Genomic DNA, 22233 nt, shown 5'->3' with positions numbered 1-22233 from the left:
GTCGAACGTTTCGCCCACCAGCGACGTAAAGGGGCATTCGAACTGCCGATATCGGCAATTCTTGCTTTCGGGTGATCTCCCAGCCCTCGGTGAAGCTCTGGAACAGGGGCTATCTAGTCGACTATGAGAGTCAGGCCAGGCCTTCGCTGCCCGGTTCGGTACCCAAAGAAAGTTGAACCCGGCGGTCTCGTTTCCTAGTGAGTGGGTGTTCATCCTCCGGCCTCCCCTCTTCAGCTGCTGTTCCCCCTCGCCCGACTCGGCCCGAACGGCAGTTGCGTTGGACGTCACCCTGGGTAGTCCTGCGGACAGCAGGTCGACGTCGAGAAGGCCCCCGAGCACAGATCGAAAAACGTCAGCCCACTCATCGATTCGTCCCCCGTGTCTGCTGGGCCCGTCGCCGTTTCACCGTCGCTGCGACAGCCACGGCCACGCCCTCTGCCGTTTCATGCTCCCAGAACCGAAGGACTTCCCACCCAGCTGCGATGAGGTGCTCAGTGGTCTCCGCGTCACGCGCCATGTTGCGATCCAGCTTCTGCCGCCACCAATCCGCGTTCGACTTGGGCTGCGTCGCGTGTTCGGGACAGCCGTGCCAGAAGCACCCGTCGATCAGGACGGCCACCTTGACCGAGGTGAAGGCCACATCGATCCGGCGACGGGCTATGCCCGGCACCGGATACTCCACGCGATAGCGCAGCCCGGCCGCGTGCAGCAGCCGACGGACCGCGAGCTCGGCGGCCGTGTCCTTGCTGGCTTGTCTGCTCATGCGTGCTGAGACGGCAGGAGACGACGGCTTCATCGTGCTCAAGGTGGCGGTGCCTCGCGATCATGGATCGGTTCGATCGATCGACTGCCGAGTCCATGCGGCCCGATTCGGACGACGGCGGCCCATCTGCGTCGGGGTAGTGGCCTGTTGGAGAACCGTCAGGCCCCCAGGTCCCCATGACAGCTCGCGTACGAGTCACCCGACCCACACCAACAAGAAGCCCCCCGCTGCGGAGGCCACACCACAGCCCGCCCCCGCGCCGCCAACGTCGTCGCATACTGCGGCAGCAAGTCAACGTCCCCCGGCGAAGCCCCCTCGGACGCCGCGAACGCCTCATAAGAAGGCACCGTCCCCGTCACGATCCCGAGGTTCGGGGTTCCCGAAGCCGCCAGTTCGCGCAGTGACCCCTCTATCGTCGCCAGGTGCTCCTCGTGCGAGGGGTACTCCTCGGCCAGCGAGGCATACGACCCCACCAGTTCCGCCAACTCCCCCTCGGGCCAGTGCAGTACAGCAACCGGGAACGGCCGGGACAACGCCTCCCGGAACGCCCCCAGCTCCGCCCGCAACCGAGAGATCTCGGCCTCGAGCTCCGCCGGGTTGTCCGACCCCAGCGACCACACCCGCTTCGGGTCATGCAGCTCGTCCAAGGAGACGGACGACGAATGCAAGGAATCCGCCAGCGTGTCCCACTCGTCGTGGGACACGCCCAGCATGCGCCGTACGCGGTGTCGGCCGAACAGCAACGGGTGGGTGGAGTACGGCGGTTCGGGTACGTCCGTCAACAACAGACTCACCCCCTCCGTGAACGTCTCCTGCGCCGCCTCCAACTCGTCGTGGGACTCAAGGGACTCCGCGACGATCACCCAGGGGGCGGGATCGCGTGGGGACGCTGCGCGGACGCCGTCGATGATCGCCCTGGCCTCGGCCTCGTGGCCGTACTCCCAGAGGTTCGAGGCCTTGAGGGCTCGTACCAGGTGGGGGGTTTCCAGGGTGTCCGGCGACGACAGCAGGCGGTCGTAGAGCGCGGTGGCGGCGGGGCGGTCGCCGGCCAGTTCCAGGTGGGCCGCGGCCTGGAGGAGCAGGGCCTCGGCGTCCTCGGGGTAGCGGGCGGCCGTCCGCTCCAGGCGGGCCGCTTCGGCGGGGTGGTCGACGTTCTCGGCGGGCGTGTCGGGGCGCATGAACGACACGGTACTGCCGATGCCGGCGCAGATGGAGGCAAGGGCAGAGATATCCGCAGGTCGGCCGGTGAGAGAGACGTGGGGCAGGTGTGAGACGGACGTGCGGAGGCCGGGCCGCCGGGAACGCCGGGTGGCTCCCGGGCCTCCAGCAGGTTTACGACCGCTGCACCACCGCATCCTCCGCCGACGCCAACGCCGTGGCCCCTGCCGACCCCGCCGCGCGTGCCGTCCACGCCGCCCAGCCCATGACCGCCACCCCCACCCCCACAATCCCCGCCCCCACGAACAACGGCCCCGTATACCCCCACCCCGCACTGATCACCAAGCCCCCCAGCCACGCCCCCACCGCGTTCCCCACATTCGACGCGGAGACATTCGCGCTGGCCGCCAGTGGCACCCCGCCCGCCGCGTCCGTCACGCGCGTGATCATCCCGGGGACCGTCGCGAACCCGAACACGCCCAGCAGGAAGACCAGGATCACCGACGCCGGGCGACTGCTCGCCAGCAGGCCGAAGGCCGTCAGCGTTGCCGCTAGCCCCACCAACGAGACGATCAGTGTCGCGTCCCTGTTGTGGTCCGCGCCCCGGCCGCCCGCGATGTTGCCTACGACCAGGCCCGTGCCGTAGACCACCAGGAGCCACGCGACGTCCGTCGTCGAGAAGCCCGTGACCTCGGTGAACGTGTACGCGAGGTAGCTGAACGCGCCGAACATGCCCCCGTAGCCGAGAGCCGTGGCCGTCAGCGTCAGCCATACCTGGGTCGAGCGGAAGGAGCGGAGTTGCGCCCTCAGACCTGCACTCCCGCTCACCCGTCCCACCCAGCCGGGCACCAGTACCGCGATCGCCGCCAGAGCCACCGCCCCCGTCCCCGTGATCGCCCAGAACGTCGCCCGCCAGCCCCACCGTTCGCCGACGAGGGCGCCGAAGGGGACGCCCAGGACGTTCGCCACCGTCAGGCCGGCGAACATCATCGCGACCGCTCGGGAGGCCCGTTCGGGTGGGACCAGGCGGCGGGCGACGAGTGAGCCGATGCCGAAGAACGTGCCGTGGCAGAGGGCGGCGACGACGCGGCCCAGGAGCATGGTCGGGTAGTTCGGGGCGATCGCGCAGAGCAGGTTGCCCGCGACGAACAGGGCCACCAGGCCTACCAGGACCGGTTTGCGCGGTAGGCCAGCCGTTACCGCCGTCACCCCTATCGCGCCCACCGCTACCGTCAGCGCGTAGCCGGAGATCAGCCAACCCGCGGCGGCCGTCGACACGTTCAGGCTGCGGCTCACCTGCGGCAGCAGCCCGGCGATCACGAACTCGGTGAGACCGATTCCGAAACCGCCGAGCGCCAGCGCCAGCAGGCCCAACTGGCCACCGCCGTGCCGGAGTTCGTGCTGCGCGGTCAGATCACCACCCCGTCGATCTGCAACGTCTGCACCGCCCCGGCCGCGAACGTCGCGCTCACCGTCTTGCCGCTGAGGTACGTGTCCGAGTGGGAGGTGTACAGGTCGCCCCCGCCGCCCGTCACCGTGTTCCACCGCGGGACCAGGCCGCTCGTACCGCCCGCCACCGTCGTGAACTTGGAGAGGTCGAAGGTCAGGGTCGTCGAGGACGAGCCCGTGTTCGCCGCGACGATCACCAAGCGCTTCGCCGACGCGTCGTAGCCCGCCGCCGCGTAGCTCACGCCCGTGTCGAGGATCGTCATGCCGGGGCGGATGTGGCGGCTGAACTGGGCCATCACGTAGTACTTCGTCTGCACCGCGCCGGCCGTGAGCGTGCTCTGGTCGTACGCGATCATCGCCCAGCCGGACGACGGGTCCATGACCTGCCAGTACGTCCACGCCGTGGGGTGCAGCCAGCGGAAGTCGTAGAGCAGGTTGCTCGCCATGGTGAGGCCGGTGGAGTCGCTGTCGCCCGTCTCGGAGTTCCAGAGGGCCTTGCCCGATGTCGTCACCACGTCCGTGTAGAGCAGGTCTCTACGGCCGCCCGAGCCCTGGTAGCCGTGGACGTTGACGCGGTTGACGTACCCCTTCGTCGTGGAGGAGAAAGAGCTCCAGGTTGTGCGTGCCAGGTCGTAGCTCGTCTCGTCGGAGGCCGAGATCTTCGTGCTCGTCAGGCCGCGCGCGTCCAACTCGCTGCGGACGTACGGGAGTACGGCTGCCTGGACCGTCGAGTCCATGTGGCAGCCCTCCTGTGTGCCGGTCGCCGTCCACCAGCTCGACGAGGGCTCGTTGAAGGCCTCGACCGTCGCGAAGTTCACGCCCCAGTTGTTCTTCGCGTAGAGGGCCACGGCCGCCAAGTGGGAGGCGTGCTGGCGGTAGTTCCAGGACTGGAGGTTGTTGCCGCCGCCCGAGGCGCCGGACGGGTTGTGGTTCAGACACATCCACCACATGGGGGAGTTGGCGAAGAGCTCGGTGGTCGCGCCTCGTGCCGTCGCCTTCACCAGCATCGCGCGCTGGGTCGCGTCCGCCGTCCACTTCCAGGCCGAGGACGTGGGGTCCTCGTTGTTCCAGTCCTGCCAGTAGCCCTCGATCTGCTTGAACGCGGGGATGTTGGCGGAGGCGACCATCGACTCGCCGCTCACCGAGTTCCAGCTGCACGCGCCGAGGTTGTAGCGGGCGATGTTCAGGCCCAGGCCGGGGAGCGAAGTGCCGTTGTACGTCGTCGACTTGGTGGTGAAGAAGATGTCGGCGAAGTCGTCGCGGGCGCCGAAGACGTTCGCCCACCAGGCGAGCGAGGTGCCCCAGCCCTCCCAGGTGCCGTACTTCGTCGCCGGGTTGACCGCGATCGTCGCGTCGGCGCGTGCGGTACCGGTCGCCAGGGCGGTGCCGAGGAGGCCACCGCCCGCCGCGGCCAGCAGGGTTCTGCGTCGGATCATTTCTTCTCCCGATTCGCTCAACCGCCGGTCGTCCCACCGGCGTCGGCCATCCCCCCGGCTCGTGCCACCAGGAAGCATCGGGTGTGGTGCCTGGGGTTGTCGAGGGTTCTGGCACCCCTTTCTAAAACCCGTGTACGAAGGATCGAACGGCGGCCTTCACGCATCAACGACGGTGACAACGGGAGGGTCAACGGAGCCACGGCTCTGGTGAGTTCGGGAACCCGCCCTTATCGTGCCGCCCATGCGGGTCCCCGTCGTGCAACAGCACAGCCGTCGACGCCGTGCGCTGCGCCGACGCGCCCTGTGGACCGGCGGCGAGTTGCTCGTCACCGCCGGGGTCGTCCTGCTCCTGCTCGTCGTCCAGCAGTTGTGGTGGACCAACCGGGAGGCCCGCCAGGGCGCGGAGCGCCAAGTGCAGGCGCTGGAACGGCAATGGGGGACTCAGACGCCGACATCGCCATCGTCGACACGGCCATCAACATCGCCGTCGACACCGGCCAACACGGGTGCCGCCGACGGCAGTTCACCGAACCGGACCACCACCACCGCCACCACGGGATCCGGAGGATCCACGACCATCCCCCACCCCTCCCAGGCCTACGCCATCCTCACCATCCCCCGCCTCCACCTCCGCGTCCCGATCGCGGAGGGCGTCAGCAAGCGGAACGTGCTGAACAAGGGGTACGTCGGCCACTACCCCGGCACCCAACAGCCGGGCCAGGCAGGGAACTTCGCGCTCGCCGGGCACCGCAACACCCACGGCGAACCCTTCCGGTATCTCCCGCGACTGCGGCTCAAGGACACCGTCCAGGTCGAGACGAGCACGGCCACCTACACCTACACGGTCGACAAGATCCTGCCGCAGACCTCCGCCGCCGACTCCGGCGTCATCCGTCCGATACCGCGCTCGACCGTCAAGCCGTCCTACGGCTACAGCCGGCCCGGCTACTACATCACCCTCACCACCTGCACCCCGGAGTTCACCTCCCGGTACCGCATGGCGGTGTGGGGCACGCTCCAGTCCACACGCCCCCGTTGACACTTCACGCCCGCTCGCGCAGGACCACCACACTCCCCGCCGCCAGCACCGCGAGTGCCGCCGACACGACCATCGCGATGTCCGCGCCGCGGGCGAGACCGCTCCCCGCCGACGTGGCGATCGCGATCGTCAGCGCGACGCCCGCGCAGGAGCCGATGTAGCGGAAGGTCTGCTGCGCACCGGAGCCCATCGCGGCCCGGGCCGCCGGTACGGACTCCACGGACAGCAGCGGCAGCGCGGCGTTCAGCAGGCCGCTGCCCACCCCGGCGATGACCAGGCCCGGCAGCAGCCGGGTCCAGGAACCGGAGTCCAGTGCGCCGAGCATGGTCAGGACGCCGGCCGCGTGGAGCAGGAATCCCAGGGCGAGTTGGTGGCGGGAGGAGACGCGGCCCGCGAGGCGGCGGGCCTGGAGGGCGACCGTGAAGGACAGGCCCGACCAGAGGAGGAACAGCCAGGCCGTGTCGATCGCGGACAGGCCCAGCGTCTGCTGCAACAGCGCCGGCAGGAAGCTGAACAGGCCGATCACCGCGAAGCCCGTGAACAGGCCGCCCGCCGACGACGCCAGGAAGAGGCGGTGGCGCAGCAGACTCAGGTCGATCATCGGGGTCGCGACCCGGCGCTCCACCAGCGCGAACACGCCGACGAGCAGCACGGCCGCCAGCGCCAGCAGGCCCACCGGCGCCCGCAGCCAGCCGTCGCGGCCGAGTGTGAGTGCGGCCACGAGGGCGACCAGCGCCATCCCGAAGGTGACCGCCCCGGCCAGGTCGGGGCGTCCGCCTCGCGGCGCGCGGGACTCGGACAACCAACGGACGCCGAGGGCGGCCACCACCAGGGCGGCGGCGCCGAGCACGGCGTAGGAGAGGCGCCAGTCGGGCATCGCGCCCGTCACCAGGGGGCCGACCGCTATGCCGCCGCTGACGAACGCGCCCCAGACGCCGGTCGCGTGCAGCCGGCCGCGCGGGGTCGGGAAGGCGTGCACGATCAGGCCCAGGCTGCTGGCGAGCAGTGCCGCGCTGGAGGCGCCCTGCGCGATGCGGGTCAGGGTGAACAGCAGGGTCGAGGAGGTGAGCGCGGAGAGCGCGGTGGTGATGCCGAGCGCGAAGGTGCCGGCGAGGAAGATCCGGCGGCGGCCGTAGTCGTCGGCGAGGCTGCCGGCGACCAGGAGCAGCGCGGCGAGGCCCAGCGGGGTGCCGTTCAGCAGCCAGGCCTGGGCGGAGAGGGGGGTGTGCAGGGCGGCGGCGATGTCGGGGAGCGTGACCATCGGCGCGGTGTACGTCATGAGTGCTACGGCGGTGGCCGCGCTGGTCAGGGCGAGGGTGGCGCGGGGGCGGGGCGCCTCGGCCTCGGTGACCTCGTGCTTTTCGGAAACCGGGGAGAGGGTTCGTTCACTGAACCTAGTCATGCGGAGTACCGTAGCACTGTGGGTTCGTTCATTGAACCTTGAGTCGGAAAATGGCTAAGGTGGTCGGCATGGCACTGGGCAAGGACTACGCGACGCAGGAGTGCTCGATCGCCCGGGCACTGGAGGTGGTCGGCGAGCGCTGGACGCTGCTCGTCATCCGCGACGCCCTCTACGGCGTACGGCGCTACAACGACTTCCTCGTCCACCTCGGCATCCCGCGCGCGGTCCTCGCCGCCCGCCTCCAGGCGCTCACCGCCGAGGGCATCCTCGAGAAGCGCCGCTACCAGGAGTCGCCGCCGCGCGAGGAGTACGTCCCGACGGACCGCGCGCTCGCCCTGTGGCCGACGCTGCGCTCGCTCGGCCGCTGGGGCCGCGAGCAGTTCGACGAACCGCAGCTGCGCTACTTCCGGCACGCCGACTGCGGCACCGAACTCGGCCTGTACGGCGAGTGCCCGCGCTGCGCGCTCGTCGTCCCCGTCCCCGACGTCCTCGTGGACCCGGGCCCCGGCCTCGACCCGAACCCGGCGGACCCGATCAGCCGCGCCCTCCTCAAGCCGCGCCGACTGCTCCAGCCGTTCGAGAGCGAACCGGCAGCGGGGCAGTAGGAGTCGGTGTTCACGGTCCAGTCCGTGAACCGGGTATTGCGGACTGGACCTTGAGCTTGGAGGATCGACCAGTCCTCCGATGGCTGCACCCGTCGGTCGACGGCGCCCGCGCGATCGATGGAGATGGTGAAGATGAAGCTGCTGCGAGTCGGTACGGCAGGGGCGGAGCGGCCCGCGCTGCTCGACGCCGAGGGGATCCTGCGGGACCTGTCGGGCATCGTCCCGGACATCGACGGGCCGCTGCTCGCCGACAGCGCCGCGCTCGGCCGGATCCGGGCGGCGGCCGACGCGGGGTCGCTGCCCGCGCTGGACGCCGACGGGCTGCGGGTCGGGCCGCCGCTGGCGCGGATCGGCAAGGTCGTGTGCATCGGGCTGAACTACCACGACCACGCCCGCGAGACCGGCGCCGAGCCGCCCGCCGAGCCGGTCGTCTTCTTCAAGGCGGCGGACACGGTCGTCGGGCCGTACGACACCGTGCTCGTCCCGCGGAAGTCGGTGAAGACCGACTGGGAGGTCGAACTCGCCGTCGTCATCGGGCGTACGGCCCGCTACCTGGACTCCCACGAGGAGGCGCTCGCGCATGTCGCGGGGTACGCGGTCGCGCACGACGTGTCGGAGCGGGAGTTCCAGATCGAGCGGGGCGGGACCTGGGACAAGGGGAAGAACTGCGAGACGTTCAACCCGCTGGGGCCGTGGCTGGTGACGTCCGACGAGGTGCCGGATCCGCAGGCGCTCTCGCTGAAGTTGTGGGTCAACGGTGAGCTGAAGCAGGACGGGACGACCGCGGAGCAGATCTTCCCGGTCGCCGAAGTGGTGCGCTACGTAAGCCAGTTCATGACCCTGTACCCCGGTGACGTCATCAACACCGGTACGCCGGCGGGGGTTGCGATGGGGCGGCCCGAGCCGAAGCCGTTCCTGCGGGCCGGGGACGTCGTGGAACTGGAGATCTCCGGACTCGGGCGGCAGCGGCAGGAGTTGAAGGACGCCTGACGAACAACGGGGAACCATTGTGATGTGAATCATCGGAACGCCCTTCGCCTGTAGGACAGTTCCGGGTATGACGTACACCCCGACGGCCGCCGGTCCGGCGCGCGACACGGCACCGGACCCGCGGCCCGCTCCTGCGGCGAGGCCACCGCTGCGGCCCGACATACAAGGGCTGCGCGGCCTCGCCGTCACACTCGTCGTGCTGGCGCACTCCGGAGTCCGGCACGTCGCCGGCGGCTATGTCGGGGTCGACGTCTTCTTCGTGATCTCCGGATTCCTCATCACCTCGGGCCTGTTGCGCGAGACGGAGCGCACCGGCTCGCTCTCCCTGCGGCGCTTCTACGCCCGCCGTGCCGTGCGCATCCTCCCGCTGGCGACCCTGGTGTCGCTGGCCACCATCCTGGGCTGCCGGCTCTTCGCCTCGAAGATCCGCTACGCCGAGTTCATGCACGACGCGGCGGCGGGCGCGCTGTACTTCGTGAACGTCGACCTCGCGCGGTCGGGCACCGACTACCTGCGCGAGGGCAGCTCGCCCTCGCCCTTCCAGCACCTGTGGTCGCTGTCCGTGGAGGAGCAGTTCTACCTCCTGTGGCCCCTGCTCCTGCTGGTCAGCTGGAAGTTGATACGGCGTCCACGGCTACGGGCCCTGCCGCTGGGCGTGTTGTGCCTGGTGTCGTACGTCCTGGGCGTCCGGGCGACCGAAGTCTCGCCGTCCTGGGCGTACTTCGGTCCGCACACGCGGCTGTGGGAACTGGGCGTCGGAGCCCTGCTGGCCTTCGGTGCCGGGTCACTCGACCGGCTTCCGCGCCAACTGGCAGCCGCCGGCGTGTGGTTGGGGCTGGCCGGCATCGCCGCGGCGGCGACGCTGTACGACGCCGACACCCCGTTCCCCGGCCATTTCGCGCTGCTGCCCGTGCTCGGCGCCGCCCTGGTGATAGCGGGCGGCTGCGGCGCCGCCGCCCCGTCCGCGCCCTCTCGGCTGGTCGGGGTGCGCCCCCTGGCCCGGCTGGGTGACCTCTCCTACGGCTGGTACCTCTGGCACTGGCCGCTGCTGGTGATCGGCCCCATGGCGCTGGAACGGGCGGCCGGGCCCCGGACGAACCTCGCGCTGTGCGCGGTGGCCCTGGCGCTGGCCCGGGTGAGCCTGCGCCTGGTGGAGAACCCGGTCCGGTTCAGCGGCGCGCTGCGTCAACGACCCACGGTGGCCGTGTGGTTGGGCCTCGCACTGTCCGCGACGGTCGTGTCCGTCGCCGTCGTCTCGACGTCCTTCCCGCCGGCGATCGGCTCCACCTCCCGTGTGCCTGGTCTGGCCGAGGCCCTCACGAAGGCGTCCGACCCCCAGGCCCGGCTCGCCGACCTCCTCGACGGCGCCGAGACCGCGCTGCCGGGCAACCTGTCCCCGGAACTCACCGCCATCAAGGCGAAGCGCTCGGCCGTCTACCTGGACAGCTGCCACCTCAACTACGTCGTCACCCGCTCACCCGCCTGCGTCTACGGGGACCCCTCGTCCACCAAGGTCGTCGTCCTCTACGGCGACTCGCATGCCGCCCAGTGGTTCCCGGCGCTGGAGAAGCTGAGCCGCGAATACGGCTGGAAACTCGTGTCGTTGACGAAGTCGTCCTGCAAGACGGCCGACATCACGATCATCAACAACCACGGCCCGTACACCTCCTGCGACACCTGGCGGAAGGACGCGCTGGACCGGATCGCCGACCTGCACCCGATGCTCGTCGTGGCCTCCTCCTCCGAGGTGGCCGCGCCGTACAAGCCGATGCAGGACCCGTCGGCCGAGTGGACGGCGGGCTACGCGCGCGTCTACGACCGCCTGACCCGCGCCGCGGACCACGTGGCCGTCGTGCTCGACACCCCCTGGCCGCAGGGCGACCCCGTCGAATGCGCGTCGACCCACCCCCTGCGGCTGGAGAAGTGCGAGCAGGACCGGCGCGACGCGACCAAGAACCGCACCCTCCGCGAGGCCAACCGTCAGGGCGCCCTCCGGTCCGGCGCCACGGTGATCGACCCGAAGCCCTGGCTGTGCCCCATGTCGGGCCGCTGCCCCGTGGCCGTCGGCGACACCTTCGTCTACCGGGACGAGAGCCACATGGCGGAGACCTACGCCGAGGCGCTGACACCGGTGCTGGGACAGGAGTTGGGGAAGCTGGGGGTCGTCGGAGGGTGACCCCGGTTCAGGCCAGCAGAGAAGCGAGGGTGCGCCATGCCTCGCGGGGGAGGGACTCGCGTGAGGCGCCGTCCACCACCTGTAGTGCCACGTGGTCCGCGCCCGCCGCGAGGAACTCGTCGATCCGGGACCGGATCCGGGTCTCCTCGCCCCACGCGAACACCGCGTCGACCAGGCGGTCGCTGCCGCCGTCCGTGATGTCGTTGTCGGTGAAGCCGTTGCGCAGGAAGTTGCCGGTGTAGTTCGGGAGCGCGAGGTAGGGGGCGAGCGCTTCGCGGGCCAGGGTGCGGGCGCGGGTGGGATCCGTCTCCAGGACGACCTTCAACTCCGGTGCCAGCAGCGGTGTTTCGCCCAGGATCTCGCGGGAGCGCGCCGTGTGCTCCGGGGTGACCAGGTAGGGGATCGAGCCGGCCGCGTGGTCCCGGGCCAGTTCGATCGTCCTCGGGCCCAGCGCGGCGAGGAGACGGCGGTCCGCGGGTACGCCGGCCGTGTCCAGGGCGTCCAGGTATTCGACCAGGGCCGAGTACGGGCGGCGGTACCCGGCCGTGTTCCTGGCGTGGGCCACTCCGAGGCCGAGCAGGAAGCGGCCGGGGTGGGCCCGCTCCAGTTCGGCGAAGCTCGCCGCGCTCTCGGCCGCCGGGTACTGCCAGATGCTCTGGATGCTGGTCCCGAAGACGATCCGTGACGTCGCCTCGATGAGCGGTACGGCGTTGCGGGCGGCGCTGCTGCCGCCCAACCACACCGCGCCGTACCCGAGTTGCTCCAGCTCGGCCGTGGCCTCGGCCAACTCGCCCTGCCGGGACGGATCTTCGGAGCGCAGAGCCACGCTCCAGATGCCGTACCGGCCGACTGTCTCCTTCAGGGCACTGCTCATCGGTCCCGTTCCCTCCGGTGTCGGATGCGCTGAACGTGCTGGACAGTCCCAACCGGAGGGCGCCCGGGGTTAATTCCGGTCCTCGTCCTTCGTGTCGTCGTCCAGGAACTGTTCCAACGCCGCCACCACGAACCGGTGGTCCTCCAGTTGCGGCAGGCCGCTCACCGTCACCGTGCCGATGACGCCGACGCCGTCGACCCTGATCGGGAACGAGCCGCCGTGGGCCGCGTACTCGTCGGGGTCGAGGCGGGAGGAGTCCTCGAAGGTGGTGCCCTTGGCGCGGAAGCGGGTGCCGACCAGGTAGGAGGCGGCGCCGAAGCGCTCGACGACCCTGCGCTTGCGGTCGATCCAGGCGTCGTTGTCGGGGCTTGAGCCCGGCAGCGCGGCGTGGAAGAGCTGCTGGCCGGCGCGGCGGATGTCGACGGCGACCGGGGCCTGGCTCTCACGGGCCAGTTCCACGAGGAGGGAACCCAGCTCCCACGCGTCGTCGAAGGTGAAGTGCTGGAACACCAACCGGCGTTCCTGTGCTTCGAGTTCCTCCACCGTCGGGGTGATCTCGGGGGCGATCCGCTGGGTGATCGCGGGCTTGTGCTGGGTCACAGGGTCACCGTCACTCCGTCTCGGGCGCTGCGGCGCGCGGCTTCCAGAACGTCGAGGGCGGCGGCCGCCTCCAGGGCGGTCACCGGGTTGGGGGCGCCGTCGCGGAGGGCGGCGGCGACGGCCGCGTAGTACGCGGGGTAGTCACCGGGGAGGGTGGGTTCGGGGCGGCCACCGCCGGTGAGGGGAGACTCGCCGGAGCCGACCCGGCCGTAGAGCGACTCGGGCTCCTCGCCCCAGCTGGGCGTCGTGCCCGGGCGCTTGCCGTCCCGCAGGTCCGCCTCCTGGGGGTCGAGGCCGTACTTGACGTAGCCCGCCTTGGAGCCCAGCACCCGGAAACGCGGGCCGAGTTGGGCGGTGGTCGCGGAGACGTACAGGTGTGAGCGGACGCCGTTCGCGTGGGTCAGCGCGATGAACGTGTCGTCGTCCGTCTCCGCGCCCGGGCGGCGGATGTCCGACTCGGCGTACACGGAGGTCACCGGCCCGAAGAGGGTCAGCGCCTGGTCGACGACATGGCTGCCGAGGTCGTAGAGGAGACCTCCGATCTCTGCCGGGTCGCCGGACTCGCGCCAGCCGCCCTTGGGCTGCGGGCGCCAGCGCTCGAAACGGGACTCGAAGCGCCATACGTCACCCAGCTCGCCCTCGGCCAGCAGCTTGCGCAGGGTCAGGAAGTCGTTGTCCCAGCGGCGGTTCTGGAAGACGGAGAGGAGGAGCGAGTGCTGCTCGGCGAGGGCCGCCAGCTCGCGGGCCTCGGCCGCCGTGCCGGCGATCGGCTTGTCCACGACGACCGGCAGACCGGCCTTCAGGGCGCTCGTCGCGAGCGCGACATGCGTCTTGTTCGGCGACGCGATGACGATCAGGTCCAACTCGGCGGCGCGGTCCAGGAGTTCGTCCGGGGACGCGGCGATGCGGACGTCCGGGAACTCGGCGCGGGCCTGGTCCTGGCGCTCCGGGTTCGAGGTGACGACCGTGTCGAGGGCGAGGCCCTCGGTGGCGGCGATCAGCGGGGCGTGGAAGACGGAGCCCGCGAGGCCGTAGCCGACGAGGCCGACGCGGAGGGGTGTGCGAGTGGTGCGTCCAGTCATGCCCTCCACTTTCGCAACGCTGTTGCCAAAGTGCAAGTGGTGGGGAGAATGGGGGAGTGAACAGTGCGCGGAGCGGGAGTGGAGCCGGATCGACGGCGGGTGCGGGGGCCGGTGCGGTGGGGGCGAATCTGCTCGCCGTGCGCAGTCACAACACCGCGCTGGTGCTCGATCTGCTGCGGACCGCTGGTCCCGACGGGATCAGCCGGCTCGAACTCGCCGACCGCACCGGGCTCACCCCTCAGGCCGTCAGCAAGATCACGGCCCGGCTGCGGGAACCCGGCCTCGTCACGGAGGCGGGCCGCCGCGCCTCCACCGGCGGCAAACCGCGCACGGTACTGCGCCTGGTCCCGGAGGCCGGTCACGCGGTCGGCGTGCATCTGGACCGGGACGAGCTGCGGGTCGTCCTTGTCGATCTCACCGGGACGGTGGTCGGGGAGCGGAGCGCCCCGCTGGATCTGGGGGCGGGCGCCGCGGTGGTCGTGGAGGGAGTGGCCCGGGAGGTCGAGGCGCTGGTGGGGGAGGCGGGGGACGGCGACCCCGCGCGTCCCACGTCCGCCCCGCTCGCACGCCTCGCGCCCGCCCCGCTCGCCGCCCGCGGTCACCTGCTCGGCGTCGGAGTCGCCCTGCCCGGGCCCCTCGACCACATCCACGGTGTGCTGCATCGCGTCACCGGATTCCCCGAGTGGGACGGGTTTCCACTGCGGGACGCGCTCTCGCGGCGGCTCGGGGTGCCGGTGGTCGTCGACAAGGACACGAACGCCGCCGCGCTCGGGCTGGCCGTCGGCGGGGAGGGCGGGGCCTTCGCCTATCTGCATCTCGGTACGGGACTCGGCGCCGGGCTGGTGATCGGCGGGGGCGTGCACCGGGGCGCGCGGACCGGGGCCGGGGAGTTCGGGCACCAGGTCATCCAGCTGGACGGGCCGCCCTGCGGCTGCGGAAACCGGGGCTGTATCGAGGCCCTGTGCCTGGCCGCCGTAGCGCGCGGGGAGCTGGACGAGGCGGCGCGGGTGCTCGGTGCGGGCGCCGCGAACCTCGTGGGCCTGCTCGACATCGACCTCGTGCTGCTGGGCGGCCGTACCGTCGCAGCCGACCCGGAGCCCTTCGTCCGCGGAGTCGCCGCCGTCCTCGGCGAACGCGCCCGGCGCGAGGGCGCGGGCGAGGCCGCCGTACCGGTGCGGGTCGCCTCCGGCGGGGGGCGGGGCGTGGCGGAGGGGGCGGCGCAGCTGCTGCTCGGACCGCTGTTCGGGCGGGCGGACGGGTAGGCCGTCCGGCGGGGGGAAAGCGGCAGGAAGGGTGCCGCGCCCGTTCGAGGCACAGATCCGCGCCCGTTCGAGGCACAAATCCGCGCCCGTTCGAGGCACACCTACGGCCGCGTCACCCTCCAGCGGCCCCCGTCTCCGGCACGCTCATGTGCTTATGCGACTGCCCCTGAGACCGCGCACCCCACTGCGCACAGCCCTGTCCCTCTGCCTCGCCGCAGCCGCCCCCCTCCTCGTCACCGCCCCACCGGCCCACGCCGCCGACACCACCCCCGGCTGCGCCGCCCCCGGCGCCCGCACCTTCCCGCTCACCACCCGCATCCACGACGGCCCCGACACCTACGAGGCCGGCGGCGACTACGGCATCTGGTACCTCGACCTCACCAACACCACCGCCCGCCGCTGCACCGCGATCCACCCGGTCGTCGTCCTCGTCGACCAGCAGCGCGCCCTGAAGCCCGCCCAGCCCAGACTCGACTTCTACGACGGCACCGGCGCGCGCCCGCACCCCGTCCGCTTCGCCACGACCGACGAGGCCGAACTCGTCGGCGCCTTCGACGACGGCTTCCCGGGCTTCACCGTCGACCCCGGCAAGACCCTCACGGTCAAGGTGCGCCTCGCCCTCGCCCCCGACACCGGACCGAACGAGATCACCGCCAACGCGGCCGTCGTACAACGCCACGCCGACGACGGCGACTGGGTCGGCCAGTCGAACGACTACCGCTTCGACGTCGAGGCGGCGGCCCCGGAAGCCGGCACACCCACCGCCCCCACCACGACCCCCGCCGCGACCGCGCCCGCCGAGGACCTCTCCTTCACCGACGAACTCGCCCGCACCGGAATCGGCACCGCCCACCTCGTCCTCGCCGCCACCTCCGTCCTTCTCGTCACCACCGGCGCCCTGCTGCTGGCCCGGAGGCGCCGATAAACGCGGGACGTCGTTTCTGCGACCATCTCCGCGTGGACTACCCGAACGACCAGGCCCCCGGCGCCCCCGTCCGCTCCGGCATCCCGGAGCACGGCCGCATCCCCAAGTACTACGCGGTGAAGGCCCAAATCGCCGCGCTCGTCGACGAGTTGGGGGAGGGCGCGCTGATCCCCACCGAGCGCGACCTCACCGAGCGGTACGAGGTGGCCCGCGAGACCGTCCGCCAGGCGCTGCGCGAACTCGTCCTGGAGGGCAGGCTGCGCCGGCAGGGCCGGGGCACGGTCGTCGCGGGACCCAAGATGGAGCAGCCGCTGTCCCTGGCCAGCTACACCGAGGGCGTACGACGACAGGGGCGCACCCCGGGCCGCAGCCTCGTCACCCTCGACCGCTTCCCCTGCCCCGCCGCGCTCGCCGCCGAGACCGGACTGACCCGCGGCGAACCCGTCTGGCACCTGGAGCGCGTCCTGCTCGCCGACGAGGAGCGGGTCGGCCTCGAAAGCATCTACGTCTCCGTCGCCCGACTCCCGCACCTGGACACCGACTTCGACCCCGACTCCTCCTTCTACGGCTACCTGGGCGCCCGTGGCATCCGCTTCGGCGACGCCGACGAACGCATCGAGACCGTGCTCGCCACCCCGCGCGAGGCCCTGCTCATCGGCACCCCGCCCGCCCTCCCGATGCTGCTGATCCACCGCGTGTCGAGGGACACGGACGGCCAGCCGCTGGAACGGGTGCGTGGCCTCTACCGGGGCGACCGCTTCTCCTTCACCACCCACCACACGGGCTGAACAACACGCACGCCACCCACTCCACATCGATCACGAATAGATAACGGGTCTAGCCCAAATGTGATGGCTCGTTCACGCTCTCGTTGGGAGCCGGACCTTTCCGGTTCCCGGATCCCGAGGAGCGTGGCCGTCGTGAGAGTGACAGTCGTCGGAGGCGGTGTGGTCGGCACCATGCACGCCTGGCAAGCGGTGGAACGCGGCCATGAGGTCGTCCAGATCGAGCGCGAGACGGAGGCTCGCGGCGCGTCCCTGCGCAACTTCGGGCAGATCTGGGTCAGCGGCCGCGCGGGCGGCGAGGAACTCGAAACCGCCCTGCGGGCACGGGAGTTGTGGGAGGAGATCGGCGCCCGCGTCCCCGGGCTCGGCTTCCGCGCCAACGGCTCGCTGATCCCGGTCCGCGGCGAGCGCGAACTCGCCGTCGCCGAGGCCGCCGTGGCCCGCGAGGACTCGGCCGCCCGCGGCTACAAGCTCCTCACCCCGGCCGAGGCCCGCGCCCTCAACCCCGCCCTGCGCGGCGACTTCACCGCCGCCCTGTACTGCGAACGGGACGCGGCCGTCGAACCCCGCACCGCCCAACTCGCCCTGCGCGCAGAGCTGTCGAAGTCCCGGAACTACACCTTCCTGCCCGGGCGTGAGGTCCGCGAGGTCGTCGGCGAACACGTCGTACGCGACGACCACGGGGACGTGCACCCCGCCGACGCCGTGATCCTGTGCACGGGCGCCTGGCTCGGCGGACTCGTCCGCGAACTCGCCGGACCCCAACTCCCCGTCCGCCGGGTCCGCCTGCAGATGATGCAGACCGACCCACTCGGCGAACCACTCCCCACCTCGGTCGCCGACGCGGACAGCTTGCGCTACTACCCCGCCTACCGGGGCCCCGCTCTCGACCAACTCGCCGCGCATCAGCCGCAGTTGCCGACCGCGGCCGCGCACGCCATGCAACTCCTCATGGTGCAGCGCGCCGACGGCGGCCTGACCATCGGCGACACCCACGAGTACGAGCACCCCTTCGCCTTCGACACCGTCGAGGACCCCTACGACCACCTCACCGAGGTCGTCGAGTCACTGCTCGGCCGCCCCCTCCCGAAGATCCGCCGCCGCTGGGCCGGCGTGTACGCGCAGTGCACCGACCCCGCCCGGGTCGTCCACCGCCAACAGGTGCGCGACGGCGTGTGGTTGGTCACCGGCCCCGGCGGACGCGGCATGACCTGCTCCCCGGCGATCGCCGAAACCACCGCGAACGAACTGGACTGGTGAGCCACCCATGAATCCGGATATCCGTCTCGTCGTCCTCGACATGGCCGGCACCACCGTCGCCGACGGCGGCCTCGTCGAGGAGGCGTTCGCCGCCGCGGCCCGGCACCTGGGCGCGGAACCCGCCGACATGCTCGACTACGTCCGCGCCACCATGGGCGAGTCCAAGATCTCCGTCTTCCGCCATCTGTTCGGGACGGAAGCGCAGGCCCAGGAAGCCAACAAGGCCTTCGAGGCGGCGTACGCGGACCTCGTCGACGCCGGCCGGGTCACGGCCCTGCCCGACGCCCGCGAGACCATCGAGACCCTCAAGTCACAAGGCCGCACAGTGGTGTTGACGACCGGCTTCGCCCGCCCCACCCAGGACGCGATCCTGGCCGCCCTCGGCTGGCAGGACCTCGCGGACCTCACCCTCTGCCCCGCCGACGCCGGGGGCCGGGGGCGCCCGTACCCGGACATGGTCCTCACCGCGTTCCTGCGGACGGGCGCCGCCGACGCCGTAGAACAGATGGCCGTCGTCGGCGACACCTCGTACGATATGCTCAGCGGGGTCCGCGCCGGAGCGGGCGTGGTCGCCGGTGTCCTCACCGGAGCGCACGACACCCACGCGCTGCGGACCGCCGGAGCGACCCAAGTGCTGGACGGCGTAGGCCAGTTGCCGGGAGTCCTCGGATGACCGGCGGCATCCGCTTCGACTCGGTCACCGTCGCCTACGACGGCACCGTCGTCCTCGACGCCCTCGACCTCGCCGTCGAACCCGGCGAGGTCATGGCGCTGCTCGGACCGTCCGGCTCCGGCAAGACCACCGCGCTGCGGGCGGTCGCCGGCTTCGTACGGCCGGTGTCCGGGCGGGTGTTCCTCGGCGGACGCGACGTGACGGACCTGCCGCCGTACCGGCGCGGCGTCGGGATGGTGGTGCAGCAGTACGCCCTCTTCCCGCACCTGCGGGTCGAGGACAACGTGGCCTTCGGACTCAAGGCCCAGAAGGTCGCCAGGGGCGAGATCCGGCCCCGGGTCGCCGAGGCCCTGGAGCTGACCGGGATGGCGGAGTACGGGCGCCGCTATCCCCGCGAGTTGTCCGGCGGCCAGCAGCAACGCGTCGCGATCGCCCGCGCGTTGGCGATCCGGCCCGGCGTCCTCCTCCTCGACGAACCCCTCTCCGCGCTCGACGCGCGGCTCCGCTCCGGCATGCTCGCCGAACTCGCCCGGCTGCACCGGGAGTTGCCCGAGGTCTCGATCCTCTACGTCACCCACGACCAGGTCGAGGCCCTCACCCTGGCCGACCGCATCGCCGTCATGGACCGGGCCCGCCTCCAGGAGTGCGGGACGCCGCGCGAGCTGTACCGGGCGCCGAAGAGCGAGTTCACGGCGGGCTTTGTCGGGAGCGCGAACCTGTTGCCGGTGACGGTGGGGGAGCGGGGGGTGTTCTTCGGGGAGCAGCGGATCGAGGTGCGCGGGGTCGTGCCGGGAGCGGCGACCTTGTGCGTACGGCCGCATCTGGTCGGCCTGGGGGCCGGGCCCAATCAGCTGTCCGGGACGGTGAGCGAAGTGCAGTGGCGGGGGGCTACGCATCGGCTGTACGTCGGGGTGAATGGGCATCGGGTTGTGGCTGACGTACCGGAGTTGAAGAAGCCGCCTGTCCATGGGGATGCGGTGACGTTGCATTTCGCGCCGGAGGATGCGGTGTTGCTGGCCGTTGGAGTTGGCGATGAGTGAAGTGGTTCGTCGGGTGCGGGCCGGTGGGGGCTGGTCGCGCCCACGCGGCGGTAGCCGCAAATCGAATACGGCCCCGCGCCCCTGGGGGGTTGCCCTGGCGCCGGTTCTCATCCTGACCCTCTTCTTCCTTTACCCCCTCGCCCTCATTGTTCGGCAGTCCTTTCAGCCGGTCTCCGCCTACGCCGACGTCTTCTCCTCGGAGTTGTTCCGCACCGCCCTCTGGACCACCGTCTGGATCGCCGTCGCCTCCACCGTCGGGTGTCTGGTCCTCGGGTTCGTGCTCGCGCTGGTCATCGCCTTCGTGCCGTTCCCCGGCGCGAGGACCGTCTCGCGGTTCATCGACGTCTACCTCTCCTTCCCCTCCTTCCTGATCACGCTCGCGCTGCTCTTCATCTACGGCACGACCGGCATCGTCGGCTCGTTCCAGTTCCTCGCCACGCCCTGGGGGGTGCTGCTCGCGGAGGTCACGTACTTCACGCCGTTCGTGATGCGGCCGCTGCTCGCGGCGTTCTCGCAACTGGACACCGCGCAGTTGGAGGCGGCATCGAGTCTCGGGGCGCGGGCGCCGAGGATCGTGCGGCAGGTGATCCTGCCGGAGGCGCTGCCCGCGCTCGCCGCCGGCGGGAGTCTCGTACTCGTCCTGTGTCTCAACGAGTTCGGGATCGTGCTGTTCACCGGCGCGAAAGGCGTCACGACTCTCCCGATGCTCGTCTACAGCAAGGCGATCCTGGAGTCGGACTATTCGGGCGCGTGTGTGGTCGCCGTCGTCAACGTCCTTATATCCGTGGGGCTTTACGGCCTCTACCGGGTGGTGAGCCGTCGTGCTGGTGCATAGCCGCAAGGCGAAGTGGGCCGTGTGGCTGGTCTTCCTCGTTCTCTTCCTGCCGCTGTTCGCGCTGCCGCTGCTCGTCGTGCTCGGTGCCTCCTTCGCCACCAACTGGTCGGGCGTGCTGCCCTCCGGCTTCACCACCGCCCACTACACCGCAGCCACCCGCGGCGAGTCCCTCCAGGCGCTCACCACCAGCCTGGTCACCGCCCTCACCGCGAGCCTGCTCGCGCTCGCGCTCGGCACCTGGGCGGCGCTCGCCGCCGCCGGGCTCAAGAAACGTCAACGCAGGCTGCTGGACGCCCTGTTCGTGCTGCCGGTCGCCGTGCCGTCCGTCGTGGTCGGACTCGCGATCCTGGTCGCGTTCTCCAAGCCGCCGCTGCTGCTCAACGGCACCCGGTGGATCGTGATCGTCGCCCACACCGTGCTCGTGACCGCCTTCGCCTACCAGTCCGTGTCCGCGGCGCTCGTCCGCCTCGACCCGGCCTACGAACAGGCCGCCGCCTCCCTCGGCGCCCGGCCCGTGTACGTCCTGTGGCGCATCCGGCTGCCGCTGCTGCTGCCCTCGCTCACCGCCGCCGCGGGCCTCTGCTTCGCCCTGTCCATGGGCGAGTTGAGCGCCACGATGATGCTCTATCCGCCCGACTGGACCACGCTTCCGGTCCTGATCTACTCGGCCACCGACCGCGGCGCCCTCTTCGCCGGGTCCGCGCTCGCCGTGGTCCTGATGACGGCGACCCTGCTCGTCCTGCTCGTCGTCTCCCGCGTCCGTACCAGAGCCTCGTACCGCTGACCCTCAAACACCTCTGAAACGCCAGGAGTTGGCCTCGCCATGCCCAGAAACAGCCTCACCGCCGCCATAGCCCTCTGTCTGCTGGCCGCACCCCTCACCGCCTGCGGCGGAACCTCCGCCGCCGCCGACGCCAAGGTCGTCACCGTCTACAGCGCCGACGGCCTCAAGGGCGAGAACGGCGACGGCTGGTACGACGAGATCTTCAAGGACTTCCAGAAGCAGACCGGCATCAAGGTCGAGTACGTCGAGGGCGGCTCCGGCGAGATGGTGCAGCGCGCCGTCCGCGAGAAGACCAACCCGCAGGCCGACGTCCTGGTCACCCTCCCGCCGTTCATCCAACAGGCCGACAGCAAGGGGCTGTTGCAGAAGTACGCCCCGGCGGGCGCCGACCAGGTGAGCACCGCCGACAAGGCCGGTGACGGCACCTGGACCTCCGTCGTCAACAACTACTTCGGGTTCGTCTACAACAAGAAGCAGCTCACCCAGGCGCCCACCACCTGGGAGGAACTGCTCGACGGCAAGTACAAGAACAAGCTCCAGTACTCCACACCCGGAGTCGCCGGCGACGGAACCGCCGTACTGATCAAGGCGATCCACGACTTCGGCGGCAAGGACCGGGCCCTCGCCTATCTGAAGAAGCTCCAGTCCAACAACGTCGGCCCCTCCGCCTCCACCGGCAAGCTCGCGCCCAAGGTCGACAAGGGCGAACTGCTCGTCGCCAACGGCGATGTGCAGATGAACTACGCCCAGTCCAAGACCATGCCGAACCTCGCCATCTGGTTCCCGGCGAAGCAGGGCGGAAAGCCCACCACCTTCGCCCTCCCGTACGCGGCCGGTCTCGTCACCAAGGCACCGCACAGCGCCAACGGAAAGAAGCTCCTCGACTACATGCTGAGCCGCACCGCCCAGCAGCAGGTCAGCTCGATCGGCGGCGGCTTCAGCGCCCGCCGGGACGTCAAGGTCACCGACGCCAACGCGACGGCCCTGACCAAGCTGATGGACGGCGTCGAGATCTTCCGGCCGGACTGGACCGAGATCGACAAGAACCTGACCTCGTACGTCGAGTCGTGGCAGGAGGCCACCGGAAGCTGACCG

General features: G+C 70.8%; 21 protein-coding genes. 13 read left to right on the top strand and 8 right to left on the bottom strand.

The features are described from left to right. Positions 1-361: 361 nt before the first annotated feature. The 4 genes from SSP08S_RS01860 to SSP08S_RS01845 all read right to left on the bottom strand — a co-directional run bounded on the left by SSP08S_RS01860 (position 362) and on the right by SSP08S_RS01845 (position 4806). A complete protein-coding gene (locus tag SSP08S_RS01860) occupies positions 362-763 on the bottom strand; it encodes a very short patch repair endonuclease (protein WP_019065872.1) in 402 nt (133 codons plus the stop codon). Between the two features lie 158 nt (positions 764-921). After that, a complete protein-coding gene (locus SSP08S_RS01855) occupies positions 922-1941 on the bottom strand; it encodes an SEC-C domain-containing protein (protein WP_019065871.1) in 1020 nt (339 codons plus the stop codon). Positions 1942-2095: 154 nt separating this feature from the next. Beyond that, on the bottom strand, positions 2096-3295 hold the full coding sequence (locus tag SSP08S_RS01850) for an MFS transporter (protein WP_019065870.1): 1200 nt from the start codon (positions 3293-3295) through the stop codon (positions 2096-2098). Positions 3296-3330: 35 nt separating this feature from the next. Then, a complete protein-coding gene (locus tag SSP08S_RS01845; protein WP_019065869.1) occupies positions 3331-4806 on the bottom strand; it encodes a glycoside hydrolase in 1476 nt (491 codons plus the stop codon). A 241-nt stretch (positions 4807-5047) separates the two neighbouring features. Here SSP08S_RS01845 and SSP08S_RS01840 point away from each other — a divergent pair, with 241 nt between their 5' ends. Continuing rightward, the gene (locus tag SSP08S_RS01840) at positions 5048-5845 is read left to right on the top strand and encodes a class E sortase (protein ID WP_019065868.1); all 798 of its coding nucleotides are present in this window, start codon (positions 5048-5050) and stop codon (positions 5843-5845) included. 4 nt (positions 5846-5849) lie between these two features. Here the strand turns inward: SSP08S_RS01840 and SSP08S_RS01835 are convergent, their stop codons facing one another. Continuing rightward, positions 5850-7247: an MFS transporter gene (locus SSP08S_RS01835; protein ID WP_019065867.1), complete on the bottom strand. Its 1398-nt coding sequence runs from the start codon at positions 7245-7247 to the stop codon at positions 5850-5852. A 68-nt stretch (positions 7248-7315) separates the two neighbouring features. On the opposite strand from SSP08S_RS01835, the gene SSP08S_RS01830 reads away from it, so the two are divergent. From SSP08S_RS01830 to SSP08S_RS01820, 3 genes are all read left to right on the top strand, one after another. Further along, positions 7316-7852: a winged helix-turn-helix transcriptional regulator gene (locus tag SSP08S_RS01830; RefSeq protein ID WP_019065866.1), complete on the top strand. Its 537-nt coding sequence runs from the start codon at positions 7316-7318 to the stop codon at positions 7850-7852. Positions 7853-7984: 132 nt separating this feature from the next. Then, positions 7985-8842 carry a fumarylacetoacetate hydrolase family protein gene (locus tag SSP08S_RS01825; protein ID WP_026178098.1) on the top strand — a complete coding sequence of 286 codons (858 nt, stop codon included), beginning with the start codon at positions 7985-7987 and terminating at the stop codon, positions 8840-8842. Positions 8843-8909: 67 nt separating this feature from the next. Beyond that, a complete protein-coding gene (locus SSP08S_RS01820; protein WP_019065864.1) occupies positions 8910-11018 on the top strand; it encodes an acyltransferase family protein in 2109 nt (702 codons plus the stop codon). A gap of 7 nt (positions 11019-11025) precedes the next feature. Here the strand turns inward: SSP08S_RS01820 and SSP08S_RS01815 are convergent, their stop codons facing one another. The 3 genes from SSP08S_RS01815 to SSP08S_RS01805 form a co-directional block, all read right to left on the bottom strand. Beyond that, positions 11026-11892: an LLM class F420-dependent oxidoreductase gene (locus SSP08S_RS01815; RefSeq protein WP_019065863.1), complete on the bottom strand. Its 867-nt coding sequence runs from the start codon at positions 11890-11892 to the stop codon at positions 11026-11028. Between the two features lie 69 nt (positions 11893-11961). Next, positions 11962-12492, bottom strand: a complete 531-nt coding sequence (locus SSP08S_RS01810; protein WP_019065862.1) for a heme-degrading domain-containing protein — start codon at positions 12490-12492, stop codon at positions 11962-11964. Next, entirely contained in the window at positions 12489-13574 is a 1086-nt protein-coding gene (locus tag SSP08S_RS01805; RefSeq protein WP_019065861.1) for a Gfo/Idh/MocA family oxidoreductase, read from the bottom strand. The genes SSP08S_RS01810 and SSP08S_RS01805 overlap by 4 nt, the downstream gene beginning before the upstream one ends. A gap of 56 nt (positions 13575-13630) precedes the next feature. Between SSP08S_RS01805 and SSP08S_RS01800 the strand changes: the two genes are divergently transcribed. The 9 genes from SSP08S_RS01800 to SSP08S_RS01760 all read left to right on the top strand — a co-directional run bounded on the left by SSP08S_RS01800 (position 13631) and on the right by SSP08S_RS01760 (position 22230). Then, positions 13631-14836 (top strand): ROK family transcriptional regulator, encoded by a 1206-nt coding sequence (locus SSP08S_RS01800; protein WP_043259225.1) that lies wholly within the window; start codon positions 13631-13633, stop codon positions 14834-14836. 154 nt (positions 14837-14990) lie between these two features. After that, positions 14991-15761: a hypothetical protein gene (locus SSP08S_RS01795; protein ID WP_019065859.1), complete on the top strand. Its 771-nt coding sequence runs from the start codon at positions 14991-14993 to the stop codon at positions 15759-15761. A gap of 32 nt (positions 15762-15793) precedes the next feature. Continuing rightward, entirely contained in the window at positions 15794-16549 is a 756-nt protein-coding gene (locus SSP08S_RS01790; RefSeq protein ID WP_019065858.1) for a GntR family transcriptional regulator, read from the top strand. Between the two features lie 132 nt (positions 16550-16681). After that, the gene (locus SSP08S_RS01785; protein WP_026178097.1) at positions 16682-17806 is read left to right on the top strand and encodes a TIGR03364 family FAD-dependent oxidoreductase; all 1125 of its coding nucleotides are present in this window, start codon (positions 16682-16684) and stop codon (positions 17804-17806) included. Positions 17807-17813: 7 nt separating this feature from the next. Then, positions 17814-18479, top strand: a complete 666-nt coding sequence (locus tag SSP08S_RS01780; RefSeq protein WP_019065856.1) for a phosphonatase-like hydrolase — start codon at positions 17814-17816, stop codon at positions 18477-18479. Then, positions 18476-19519: an ABC transporter ATP-binding protein gene (locus tag SSP08S_RS01775; RefSeq protein ID WP_019065855.1), complete on the top strand. Its 1044-nt coding sequence runs from the start codon at positions 18476-18478 to the stop codon at positions 19517-19519. Before SSP08S_RS01780 ends, SSP08S_RS01775 begins: the two co-directional genes overlap by 4 nt. After that, positions 19512-20354 (top strand): 2-aminoethylphosphonate ABC transporter permease subunit, encoded by an 843-nt coding sequence (locus SSP08S_RS01770; RefSeq protein ID WP_019065854.1) that lies wholly within the window; start codon positions 19512-19514, stop codon positions 20352-20354. Before SSP08S_RS01775 ends, SSP08S_RS01770 begins: the two co-directional genes overlap by 8 nt. Then, positions 20341-21138 carry an ABC transporter permease gene (locus SSP08S_RS01765; RefSeq protein WP_019065853.1) on the top strand — a complete coding sequence of 266 codons (798 nt, stop codon included), beginning with the start codon at positions 20341-20343 and terminating at the stop codon, positions 21136-21138. The genes SSP08S_RS01770 and SSP08S_RS01765 overlap by 14 nt, the downstream gene beginning before the upstream one ends. 39 nt (positions 21139-21177) lie before the next feature. Next, complete coding sequence (locus tag SSP08S_RS01760) at positions 21178-22230, top strand: 2-aminoethylphosphonate ABC transporter substrate-binding protein (protein WP_019065852.1); 1053 nt, start codon at positions 21178-21180, stop codon at positions 22228-22230. Positions 22231-22233: the final 3 nt, after the last annotated feature.

This window comes from Streptomyces hokutonensis (assembly GCF_000376565.1).
Classification (GTDB): Bacteria; Actinomycetota; Actinomycetes; order Streptomycetales; family Streptomycetaceae; genus Streptomyces; species Streptomyces hokutonensis.
Note: the sequence above shows the minus strand (reverse complement) of the source record. Positions and strands in the feature narration are given on the sequence as shown.